Raw genomic sequence first — 12,599 nt, forward strand, 5'->3', positions numbered from 1 at the left:
GCTGCCGCTAGATCATTACATTAGGCCACAGCAAAAAAAATGGCTGGCAAGGATGATAGATCAATAGCAAATACAGCACAAACCTTTCGGCCAGCTTACGTTAACTGACCTCGACTGCTGCCGTATGTGTACTGGTTCAACCGCCTCGACAGTTTGAATGCCGCAGGCACAAAACAAAAAGACAGTATCGTCGTCAGCACCGTGCCACCGGCAATCGCTATTGCAAAGGGAGGCCAAAACCCCCCGCCTGCTAGAATGAGCGGTAGGAAACCACCAACAGTCGTAATCGTTGTTGACGTAATGTGACGAGCACAGGACATCACGGCCGCGACAATAGCGTCAGCATCACCCGCCCTCGCCCGCTCATCGGACTCGAGCTCAGCCAGAATGACAATTGCCGCATTTATCGCTAAACCGATCAGCCCCAGCACAGCAATAATAACGGTAAAACCGAAAGGGTACGTTGATAGATAGACGCACAACAACCCTAAGCCTGCCGCCTGCATCGCCACCATAAGAATAATCGCGCCAAGCTTGAACGAGTTAAAAGACAACACTAAGACTGCAACCAACAACACCAAGATCACCGTCACATAAGTCATCAGATCATTGATAGAGTCGGCCCTTTTCGCTGACTCACCACCTGTTTCCAATCGGTAACCCGCTGGCAAATCGAACCCCTGCTCAGCCAGTTTCTGCTTAAAAGCCGTTAATACTGAGTCCGGTAGCACGTCCGCTCGCAAATACGCCTCAATGACGTTCACCCGTTGACCGTCACGGTGGGGGATTGCTCCTCGAGAAGGGCGCAACTCTAAATCAGCCAGTGCAGATAGGCGAACACCGCTGTTCTTCTCCCCCGCTACCGTGGGCAAACTTAAGTCACCCAGTGCCGCCAGATCCTTACGCTCCTTATCACCCACGCGAATGCGCACCGGGATCAGCTCCGTCGCTTCAATTACGGAGCCTCTAAGTATCCCGTGTAGGTTGGTCTGTAGCTGCAAGGCTAAATCCGTCAGCTTCATGCCACTCATAAGGCTAGCTTCTTCGTTTACATCAAGCCATATCTTAGGCGCTCCCGGCTGGAGCGTCGCACGTGTATGAATCACATTATCCGTTGTCAGTAATACCCTCTGCACCTCTTCTCCCAGCGTTTTCAACACATCAAGGTTTGGCCCTAAAATACGCATTTCGACGGGCGCATTAAACGGTGGCCCCTGTTCTAACTTACGTACTAAGACTTGCGCACTAGGGAACTGTTTATCGAAGCGCTGTTGTAAAAGAGGGATCAGGCGGTTTGCCGCTTTAAAACTTTCAGCCGTCACCATCGCCTGGGCATAATAATTTGCTCCACGCTGCCTTGGGAGGAGGTTGTAATAAAATGATGGCGCACTCTTGCCAACAAACCAGCTCACCGATTGAATCTCTTGCTGTTCTGACATCACCTCATCCAGCTTTTCCGTCATAGCCCTGGTCGCGATGATGCTCGATTGCGGCGACATATAAAGCTCGATATGAAACATATCACGGTCAGAGGGGGGGAAGAATTGATTGGTCAACTGCCCCGCAGCCACAAACCCTAATAGCGGTAACAAAAGCGCCAAGCCAATACTGGTTTTAGGCCGTGCAATACTCTTCGCTAATAAAGCCTCAAAACGCGCGCTAACCTTTGGTAGTTCAATACCTGTTTGGTACCAGCTGCGCCTTACCGCCTGCCCCTCTGGCAACCAACTCCCCGCTAAGCTTGCGATAATTGTATGAGAGATAAGATAAGAGCCGATAAGAGAGAAAATTACACTAAGCGCAATACCACCAACAAACTCTCCGCCACTACCGGGCATTAATACAATCGGTAAAAACGCTAAAATCGTCGTCATCGTCGACCCTAATAAGGGCAACCAAAGGTGGTTTAATGATTGGCGAACTGCAGTAAGGCGGGCAACCCCCTGCTGGCGCTTCTGCGCAATACTCTCCACCATAACAATCGCGTTATCAACCATGATACCTAACGCAACCACTAAGCCCGTCACCGACATTTGGTGAATAGGTAAACCGTAATATTGCATGCAACTTAAGGTGAACATCAGCGTCAACGGTAGTGACAACGCAACAATAATCGCTGAGCGCCAGCCCAAGGTGACTAACAACACAATCACCACCAGGGTAAAGCCAAGCAAGATATTGCCAACCAACTCCTCGAGCCTACTCTCTGTGTAATGGCGCTGATCAAAAATCGTATCAATAGCGATATTACTCGGTATGTCAGCCTGCAGGGTGGCGACTGTGTTGTCGACCCGCTGCATCCAGTCGGTTATGCGAGTCTCAGCATCCATGCGCACCGCCACAACGACACTATCACGCCCCTCTACAGAGGCAATATCTGAGGGTGGATACTGCACCTCACGTCGTATCTCGGCGAGATCACCTACGCGGTAGACACGACCATTGCTACCAGTAATCACTGGCACCTCTCTAATCCTCTCGATCGTATCTAACGAACCGCCTAGCTCTACTTGAAACTGGTTACGATCACCATAGATCTGACCAGCGGCGACCTTAGCATCAGCACTTTGAATCGCCTCTGCAATCGCCACCGACGACAGCCGTAATGAGCTCGCCACATCCGCATTAACCTCGACCAAGACCTCTTCTTTGGGCATGCCGAACAACTCAATATACTCGCTACCAGGCAATACCCGCAGACGACTTTCAAGCTCTCTTGCATAACGTCCTAAAATCGCGATATCAGATTGGCTATCCCCCTGCCAACGCAGAGCAATCAAAGTAGTAAAAGCATAGCCCCTATCACTATTTAACGAGGGCACAGAGGCACCACTGGGCAGGTTGGGCGCCACATCGGAAATATGATCACGAGCGCGCGACCACACCGGTGTAGACTCCGTCACCCCTGGCTTTAGCATCATGCTGATGATGCTCACTCCCGGGCGCGAGATAGAGGTGATCTCATCAATCTCACTCAGCCGACGCAACTCACTCTCAACAGGTTCCGTGACCAGTGCCTCTACCCGCTCGGCACTAGCCCCTGGGTATGTCGTGGTGACGATCGCAAAGCGATTCAGTAAATGCGGGTCTTCCATGCGCGGAAGGCTTTTCAGAGCGCCTAAACCTGAGACCAGTAGCAAAGCTACCAGCAGAATAAGCATTCTTGGGCTCTCAAGAAATAGCTTCATCGTTATTGCTCCACCAGCGTCACATCCACCGATGCTTTCTTGGTAGGTTCAACAGGTGCTGCAATGACAACCTGCTGGCCAGGCACCAAACGATGCATGCCACCTGCGACGATACTCTCCCCCTCGGCGATGGCGCCAGTCACATAGGCCCGCTCAGCGGTTGCATAAAGCACTCGTATGTCACGCTTCTCCAATATGTAGGAGCTGCCATCAGCATCGGCCATTAACACATAGACATTCCACAGCCCTCTTAAACCATCGGTCAAAGCCGTTAAGGGTACCCAGTATCCGCTACGATGAATCTTTTCCGGCAAAGACAAATAAGCCAGCTGGCCGCTGATCACCGAACTATCAGCCGGCAATGCCAAGCGCAGCTGCACCGTCCGTGTCGCAGGATCAATCACTGCCCCCTTGGTAATAAGTTGCACTGGGAACAGCTTATCAGCAACGGTCACGGACAGATCATCCCCACTATGTAGCTGCTCCAGCATACGCACAGGCACACCAATCTGCGCCTCGTTTGATTGCTGCAACGACAACAAATAAACCGGCATGCTGGCTGTAACAACTTGCCCGAGAGATACCAAGCGACGGCCAATCACGCCGTCAAAAGGCGCCTTCAACGTCGATTTATCAATTTTCAACTGGTTAGCATTAATACCTGCCTGTAATTGATTGAGCTGAGCGAGCAAACTACTTTCACGAGCTGTCTGTTCATCGACACTCTGGGTCGAGGTATAGCCTTTTTCCTGCAGCGAATGTAACCGCTTCAGGTTGGCTCGAACCAGCTTCAAATCTGACTTCGCCTGCTGCCTCTTAGCCTCTAGCTGACGACTCTCGGTATGCAGTAGGCTGACATCCAGCATCATCAACGCCTGTCCCTGTCTAACCTCTTCACCCTCATCCACGAGAATTTCCGAGATTTTACCACTCAGCTCGAAGCCTATGCTGCCGTTTTGGCTCGGCGTTACTAACCCGACAAACTCTCGGTCGAGCTCAAGGTCTTCGCTCCCCCGCAAGGTATAGCTCAATACCGAATGATAATCAGCTGCTTGCACCTCATCGGTGGCATCGCCAGCACAGCCAACTAATCCACTGAGCAAGGCAGGCACGAGAGTCATTAGCAGCAAACATCGACAGTAGACCGAGGGTTTCATAGCAACCTCCATATTGGTTGTGCAATAATAGTTAGACTTATGAGTCCAGTTTAAAACACTTCACACTAGACAGTCCAGTTTGATCTTGGAGTAATCGATGTCACAAACGTTTAAAAATAAGAGTGAACAAAAAGCCCAGCAGATTCTTCAAGCCGCTGAGCAACTTTTCTGCGACCAAGGTTTCAATAATGTCAGCATGGACACCGTCGCCAAGGCCGCCGGTGTATCAAAACAAACCATTTACAGCCATTACGGTACCAAGAACGACCTCTTTACCGCCGCCGTCACCGCCAAATGCGAGATCTATCAGATCAACGATGAGATCTTTAGTCAGCAGCGCCCTCTGCGTGACACCCTGCTCGACTTCTGCCAACGCTTTCACGCGATGATCACCAGCAGCGAGGCTATCGCCATCGTACGCACCTGTGCCGCACAGGCACATTCTCACCCCGAGTTAGGTGCTCTGCTCTACGAGGCAGGCCCCGCTAAGGTCTCTCAGTTATTACAAGACTTTCTACGACTGCAACACGAAACAGGGAAACTGCAAGTCGACAACGTCGAGGATGCCTCTTTCCAACTACTGCTAATGACTCAAAGTGCCTGCAAGGTGCAACTTGACTGTGGCTTAGAGCCGCCAATACCCGACAACGAGCGTTACTTACAGAGTTGTGTCGACATGTTTCTAAGCTATTATCAGCGTTAGAAAGCAAGCACAGCGACGCCGTACAACGAGACACACGGCGCGATGTGACTCTGCACACTGGAAGAATCGATAAATTACTGTACATTAAATATCAGCAGCATTGGCTATCTGCTGCCACAATAATAAACACGCTCACTTTTTCTACCAGACTATTTAGAGTGCCGTATGAAAAAACTCATCAGACCTATCTGCACTATCGCCGCCCTCTGTTTATCCACCTCTATAATGGCGCTCAGCGCCGGTAAGCTCGAGGTTTTATCCGGCATCAACCAGCCCTTCCACGGCAAAGTTACGCTATATAATGTCGGCTTCCTCGACAAAGACACCATCAAAGTTCACCTGGCCGATCAAAGCCAATTCGACCTACTGAATACCGAACGAAAACACCTGCTCACCGAATTGAAATTCAACCCCGTTCTTAACGGTGAACAAAGCTTTATCGATATCAAGGGGCGACAGCCCGTCAAAGAGAGCTATATCGACTTCATCATCGAGATCAAATGGCCACAGGGACACATCATCAGGCCTTATACCGCGCTGCTGCCAATACCTGAAACTCACTAATAATTAGCCGCCGCTATCCGGGCACAAAAAAAAGCAGCCACTAAGGCTGCTTTCTCATTCGCTCACAAGTAATCAGTAGTTGTAGGTCAGATCAAGACCATAGCTACGTGGCTCACCAAAGTAACCGTTATGCGTCACCCCCTGACTGATGGAGTGGACGATATACTCTTCATCCGTCAAATTCTTACCCCATAGCGCCAAGGTCAACTCACCGCTATTCTCACCCAGAGCAACCCCTTCTAAAGCAATACGACCGTTCAGCAAACCATAATGCGGAACTTCAAAGCCCTTCATATCAGCATTGGCCGCCGTGCCATACTGCACGCCACGCCAATTGTAGTTCAGCGTGCTCCTCAGCACCTGCTCTCCTAACGGTACTACGTGATCAAGCACCAGGCTGTAGCTCTCTTCCGGCGCAAAAGGCATGGTGTAATCAGCCGTTACGTCTGCGCCAGTATTGCCATTTGTAACCTTATCAAAATCAGCATCGAGATAGGCATAGTTCGCTGTAATCGCCAGCGTCTTGGTCAGCTGCGCTGTCACATCTAACTCTATTCCCTGCGTCGTCGCCTCACCGGCATTAAAGACATCGGTTAAGAAGATTTTTGAATTGTCGGTGATCTGCTGAATCTGCATATTTTCATAATCATTATAAAATACTGCAGCATTGACCCGCAGACGATTATCAAGCCACATCGACTTCAAACCAGCCTCGTATGACCACAGTTCCTCTTCATCGAAAGGCCGCTGAATGCCTTCATAGGTACTGCGTGCATTGAAGCCACCTGATTTATAGCCATTCACGACCTTGGCATAAGTACTAAGGTCGTCAGTCCAGTTGAACAACGCCGTAAAGCTTGGGTTGGTATTCGAATAGGTCTGCTTACCCTTCACCGCCGCATCCGTTGGGAAGTTGATAATGTCAGCCTTTTCAACTTCACGATGGTCTTCGGTATAACGCACGCCGACAGTAAGATCCAACCGATCATCTAATAGTGCCGGCGTATAGGTTAACTGACCATAGGCTGCGTAGGCGGTATTCTCCGAGTCGATATAACGATCAACGATGACATATTTACTGACGAAACCAACACCTTGCCCCGTTGGCTTAACACCTGGGATTGGATACATACCTGGCGCTGTATCCGCCTCCTTTTCAAGTCCTTCCTCGTAATAATAATACAGGCCCGCAACATAGCTTAAGCGCTCTCCCACATCACCAACCAGCTGAAACTCTTGTGACCACTGTTCATGCGCAATATCGACGTTGACATGAAAGCCTTCCGCCGGCCCACCGGAGTAATCCTGTACGATCGACTCATCTAACTTACGGTAGCCGGTAATCGACTTGAATACCGCACCACCAAGATCATAGCTAACCGTTAAGTTATGACCGGAGACCTTGGTTTGACTGTCTTCCACATCACCGGACCATTGACCTTCTGATTGCCGCTTGTCATTACCTTGTAGGCCTGCGGTAAATATAGGCGCGTAAAAAGCAACTGACTCAGGAGTAAAACCAGAAGCAGCGAGATTATAAGCCATCGCCTGCTCAGCACCTGCTGGTACTGCAGTACTTTGATAGAACTGTTGCGGCCCTTCTACCTCTGAAAAGTCATAGCTGTAGTCAACGGTCAAAGCTTCTGTTGCCGCAAAACTTAATGCAATACGCCCAGCCTCATTGTCTTCCTCACCAAAGTCATTGCCATTACCCAGGTTTTCAACCCAACCGCCGTTATGACTGCGTAGATAGGTCAACTTACCGGTCAATCCATCAACAACCTCACCACTATCGATCGTCGTCTTCGAGGCCCAATGATCATTATTGCCAGCGCCAATAGTTTGCTCAAAAGCAAACTCTTGCGAAGGTTTAGCCGTCACATAGTTAATCGCACCGCCGGTAGTGTTCCGGCCATAGAGCGTGCCCTGTGGCCCACGCAGTACCTCAATGCGCTCCAGTGCTGCAACATCTGTTGTCAAGCCAACAGAGCGGCCTATGTAGACACCATCCATATAGACACCGACCGCAGGATCTTGTGTCGTCTGACTATCGTTATTACCAATGCCGCGAATGAAAACGACAAGTGAAGAGCGACTGTTTGGAAAGGGGGTAATCGACAAGTTAGGCGTTAGCCCCTCAAGATCGCCCATGTTATCGATACCGAACTTTGTCAGGGCAGTATCATCAAAGGCCGCCAGTGAAATCGGCGTATCCTGCAACGTAGCCTCACGCTTCTCAGCGGTAACAACAATCTCCTCAAGGGCAAGGTTCTCTGCGGCTACAGCGTTACCGGACAACAACCCAAGACTGGCCGTAGCAATCATAACGGCCAAAGGTTTGCGAGTAAAAGACGCTAACATGTAAACTCTCCTGATACACGAGACTGTTTCTCGTATAAATAAATTTATTATTCTTGTGCTTTAAGTGACGTACTAAAAGGCGGTAGGATCTGCACTCAGCCTCTTGCCAAGTGACATCATTTTATCGGCTCGCCACAGACACTGCTAACCAGAGTCTAACCCAATAAGGTTAGGTGCATCTAAACAGTAAATGTATCTAGTCATCGTGTTCGATTTTATTTTTTTATGACAAAAAGCATTTCGCATTTGATCAAAACTGACGGCCTAACATATGCACGCCTATACGCCCCCGTTACTATTACGTAACCCACACGTACAATCCATCGCCTCTTCCCTGCAGCCCCGGCGCGCTATGGTGCGTTTTCAAGCAAAGAGCTGGTTAAAGGCCAGCAGCTGCCATATTATCGACTGCAACGGGGTCAAGATGCAGGCCTTCAGCAACATCCACCCACACGCGAAAGGTTTAGTACAGCTTATACACGGCTGGGAAGGCTCTGCCGAATCCAACTATTTAATCAGCGCCGCCCACGCTTTTTATAGCGCTGGCTATAGCATTTTTCGCCTAAATCTTCGTGACCACGGCCACACCCACCACCTCAACCCAACGCTGTTCAATTCCACCAGGATGGACGAGGTACTCCGCGCCCTTGCCTGGGGACAAGAGTTCTGCCAGTCAAAAAATCATTACTTAGTCGGCTTTTCACTTGGAGGAAACTTCGCCCTGCGCACCGCTGCCGACATGCAGCAACAAGCGCTCTCCTTTCAGCGCATCATCGCGGTCTGTCCCGTTATTTCACCACGCCTCACAATGCAGACATTAAGTAATGGCCCAAAAATCTACCACGATTACTTCGCAAGAAAATGGCGAAGATCATTATTCAAAAAACTGATTTTCTACCCACAGCTAGGCTATGGCCAAAAACTAAAAACGCTCTCAAACCTAGAGCAAATGAACCAGTTTTTTGTTCCCGCGCACACCGATTACGACGACACAGAAAGCTATCTGGATGGCTACGCGGTCAATGGCGACCGACTCCAACAACTCCATGCTGACACCCACATCATCGCCGCCATGGATGACCCCGTCATTCAACATCAACACCTTCAAGAAGTTGCTCACAGCCAACAACTTAGCATTGAGCTAAGCCGTTACGGCGGACATTGTGGCTTTTTGCATGATTACGCCTTAAATAGCTGGCTAGACCAACGACTAATAAGCCTGACTGAATAGGAACAACTACAAACGTGTAAAAATGACAGTAAACTAACAATAAAAGGTCATCCTGATTAGACGCAATCAATGATAGATTCATCGTTAGCAATAATTCTGCACAAATAATAACACTGAGCGTTTTTCAACTCACAAGACAGTAGCGATGACTATGACGAAACGACAATGGCAGCACACCGTCGACACTTTAATCGTTGGTTCCGGCAACGGCGCCATGACCACAGCGTTATGCAGCCATATCCTCGGTACAGCGGATATACTACTTATTGAGAAGGACGAAAAAATAGGCGGTACTAGTGCACTTTCAGGCGGTGGCATCTGGATTCCAAACAACCGTTACGCAAAAGCTGCTGGTGCTAAAGATAGCATTGAGGATGCCAAAGCTTATCTCACAGAGACCATACCCGATACAATCCGTCGTGATGACATGATTGACTGCTATCTTGAAAACGCCCCAAAAATGGTCGATATGCTCCACGAAAACACGCGTATTCGTTATGACAGCTTAGAGAAGTACCCCGACTATTACTCAAATGCTACCGGTGCGCGCAATGGTCACCGCTCGCTAGAACCAACACCGTTTAAGGTCACCGAACTCGAAGATGAGCTGGATAATATACTCCCTGGCACTATCTACATGTTCGACCGTATCAACATGTCTCAGCATGATGCACAAATCATGTCGTGCAAGGAAAAAGGCGCCAAACGCCTGGCACTGAAAAAACTATTCAAACACTACAGCGATATTCCCTGGCTACTAAAACATCATCGCGGGCGTGAGGTGAGCTGTGGCTTTGGCGGTATTGCCCAACTCTACATCGCACTACGAGAGCGTAATATTCCGCTATGGCGCAACACCGCAATGATCGAATTAATCAGCGAGGACGGCATAGTCATTGGCGCCGTGGTCGAGAAAGAAGGTAAGCGAATGAATATTCGTGCACGCAAAGCCGTTGTCCTTGCCTGTGGGGGCTTTGAACACAATCAGCAGATGCGCGAAAAATATCTACCCAGCCCAACCAACACCCAATGGAGCGCCGGCACATTGAGCAATACTGGCGATGGCATCAACGCCGGACTTGCCCTTGGCGCACAAACTTCACTCATGGATAACGCTTGGTGGTGCACGACCATGCATATCCCCCGTGTGCCCTACCCCTTTCTGAGTATCGTCACCAAAGCGCAACCCGGCACCATCGTCGTCAACAAAAAAGGCAAGCGCTTTAGTAACGAATCACAGAATTATATGGCGTTTCAAAAAGAGCTATTGTCGCTGCACAGCGAAGAGAACCCATGCGCGCCCTGTTATATGATATTCGATGACAACTTTAAGAAAAAATACGGCGCCTACCCTCTGATGGGGCCGAAGTGGACTATCCCGAAAGACTACTTTGAAGAGGGCTTAGTCGCCTGCGGTGACACCGTCGAGGAGCTGGCAACCAACGCTGGACTTGATGTCGAAAACCTCAAGCAAACCGTCAACACCTTCAATGGCTACGCCAGAACAGGAAAAGACCTCGATTTTAAGCGCGGTGACTACGCCTACGATCGTTACTACGGCGACCCCACCAACAAACCCAACCCCTGTCTTGGCGAGATACTCACACCGCCGCTATACAGCCTGACACTGCAGGCTGGCGACTTTGGCACACAGGGCGGGCTCACCACCAATTGCAACGCGCAAGTCTTAGACACTGAAGGTCAAGCTATCACTGGTTTATATGCAACAGGGAACTGTTCTGCTGCCGTGCTACCAACCTACCCTGGCCCAGGTTCCACACTAGGACCTGCCATGACTTTTGCCTATCAAGCAGCCAAACACATCCAAGGCCAGCAACAACAGTGCAGCAACAGCGATCAAAAAGCAGAGCCCTTAGCCACGAATTAAATCGACAAGCCACCGCTCTTTGACGGTGGCTTATTCAGTGATAATAACTACTAGAGCCCAATGCAGTGGTACTTCTCTTCATAGAAGTCCTCTATGCCTTGGTGCCCGCCCTCCCTGCCGATACCCGACTGCTTGACTCCGCCAAACGGTGCTACCTCACTGGAAAATACTCCGGTATTACAAATCACCATACCGTAGTCAAGCTCTTCTGCAATGCGGTACAGACGACCAATATCCCGAGTATAATAATAAGCAGCTAAACCATACTCACTCGCATTAGCCCTCTCAATCACCTCGTCATCACCCTCAAAAAGCTGAACTGCTGCGATGGGCCCAAAGATCTCCTCATGGGCAAGCCGCATCTCCGTACTCACTTCTGTAATCAGTGTAGGTTGATAAAAATGCCGCCCTTGTGTACCACGCTCACCACCGCAGACAAGCTGAGCGCCATGCGCCAACGCGTCATCAATCAAGCTCACCATATTATTTGCTGCTGCCTCACTGATCAGCGGGCCAACGGTCACACCTGATTGACAGCCATCCCCGATAACAAGTTGGTCAATCGCCGCAGCCAACTTGACTGTAAACTCATCTGCAACGCTACTATGCACGTAGATCCTATTGGTACATACACAGGTCTGTCCAGCATTACGAAACTTCGTTGCCATGCAGGCCTCTACAGCAAGGTCAACATCCGCGTCATCAAAAACAATAAACGGCGCATTACCCCCTAACTCCATCGACACCTTCTTGACCGTCGAGGCACACTGGGCAATCAAGATCTTGCCAACCCGTGTCGAACCGGTAAAAGTAAACTTAGCTACTCTAGGGTCCGTAGTTAGCTCAATACCCAATGCACTCGTATCCGTTCCCACCACCACATTGATCACGCCAGCAGGGATGCCCGCCCGTTCAGCAAGCACACAGAGAGCAAAGGCGGACAAAGGCGTTTCTGTTGCCGGCTTAATAACGACCGTACAACCAGCCGCTAAAGCTGGCGCAGCTTTTCGTGTAATCATAGCGGAGGGGAAATTCCAAGGCGTTACACACCCCACCACACCCACGGGCTGCTTCATGGTTTGCATCCGCCGACCTTGATCCGTCGTCGGTATGGTATCACCGTATCCTCGCTTTGCCTCTTCAGCAAACCATTCTATATAACTTGCACCATAATGGATTTCACTGAGCGCCTCAGGCAAGGGCTTGCCTTGCTCAGCCGTCATGATTGCCGCCAGATCATCGGCGTTTTCAATAATCAAATTAAACCAGGCTCGCAATAAATTAGCACGCTGCTTAGCGGTGGTCTTGCGCCATTGTTTAAAACTTGCAGCTGCAGCGGCGATAGCTTCTCTCATTACCTCAGGCGATGCGTCGTCAACTTCTGCTAACAGCTGCTCAGTCGCAGGGTTGATGACGGGAAAAGTCTTCTCCGCCATGCGCCAGCACCCACTGATATAATTAGCTGTTTTAAGTAATGCTGGGTCTCTTAATACAATACTCGAAGCTA

At 49.9% G+C, this 12,599-nt stretch carries 8 protein-coding genes; 4 read left to right on the forward strand and 4 right to left on the reverse strand.

The window, feature by feature from the left end; translation table 11 throughout:
* Positions 1 to 95 precede the first annotated feature (95 nt).
* The gene (locus EDC56_RS01755) at positions 96 to 3,188 is read right to left on the reverse strand and encodes an efflux RND transporter permease subunit (protein WP_123710810.1); all 3,093 of its coding nucleotides are present in this window, start codon (positions 3,186 to 3,188) and stop codon (positions 96 to 98) included.
* A gap of 2 nt (positions 3,189 to 3,190) precedes the next feature.
* Positions 3,191 to 4,345, reverse strand: coding sequence for an efflux RND transporter periplasmic adaptor subunit (locus tag EDC56_RS01760; RefSeq protein WP_162844049.1), 1,155 nt, complete (start codon positions 4,343 to 4,345; stop codon positions 3,191 to 3,193).
* Positions 4,346 to 4,442: 97 nt separating this feature from the next.
* Here EDC56_RS01760 and EDC56_RS01765 point away from each other — a divergent pair, with 97 nt between their 5' ends.
* A complete protein-coding gene (locus EDC56_RS01765; RefSeq protein ID WP_123710812.1) occupies positions 4,443 to 5,048 on the forward strand; it encodes a TetR/AcrR family transcriptional regulator in 606 nt (201 codons plus the stop codon).
* A gap of 165 nt (positions 5,049 to 5,213) precedes the next feature.
* Positions 5,214 to 5,612, forward strand: a complete 399-nt coding sequence (locus EDC56_RS01770; protein WP_123710813.1) for a type IV pilus assembly protein FimV — start codon at positions 5,214 to 5,216, stop codon at positions 5,610 to 5,612.
* Positions 5,613 to 5,684: 72 nt separating this feature from the next.
* Here EDC56_RS01770 and EDC56_RS01775 read toward each other — a convergent pair whose 3' ends face one another.
* Entirely contained in the window at positions 5,685 to 7,973 is a 2,289-nt protein-coding gene (locus EDC56_RS01775; protein ID WP_123710814.1) for a TonB-dependent receptor, read from the reverse strand.
* A 352-nt stretch (positions 7,974 to 8,325) separates the two neighbouring features.
* Between EDC56_RS01775 and EDC56_RS01780 the strand changes: the two genes are divergently transcribed.
* Together EDC56_RS01780 and EDC56_RS01785 are read left to right on the forward strand one after the other, a co-directional pair.
* Positions 8,326 to 9,204 carry a YheT family hydrolase gene (locus EDC56_RS01780; protein WP_211333525.1) on the forward strand — a complete coding sequence of 293 codons (879 nt, stop codon included), beginning with the start codon at positions 8,326 to 8,328 and terminating at the stop codon, positions 9,202 to 9,204.
* Positions 9,205 to 9,349: 145 nt separating this feature from the next.
* Positions 9,350 to 11,092: an FAD-binding protein gene (locus EDC56_RS01785; RefSeq protein WP_245980626.1), complete on the forward strand. Its 1,743-nt coding sequence runs from the start codon at positions 9,350 to 9,352 to the stop codon at positions 11,090 to 11,092.
* A 50-nt stretch (positions 11,093 to 11,142) separates the two neighbouring features.
* On the opposite strand, the gene EDC56_RS01790 is transcribed toward EDC56_RS01785, so the two are convergent.
* Positions 11,143 to 12,528 carry an NAD-dependent succinate-semialdehyde dehydrogenase gene (locus tag EDC56_RS01790; RefSeq protein WP_281273331.1) on the reverse strand — a complete coding sequence of 462 codons (1,386 nt, stop codon included), beginning with the start codon at positions 12,526 to 12,528 and terminating at the stop codon, positions 11,143 to 11,145.
* Positions 12,529 to 12,599 lie beyond the last annotated feature (71 nt).

The organism is Sinobacterium caligoides (assembly GCF_003752585.1).
In the GTDB taxonomy this organism is placed as follows: Bacteria; Pseudomonadota; Gammaproteobacteria; order Pseudomonadales; family Sinobacteriaceae; genus Sinobacterium; species Sinobacterium caligoides.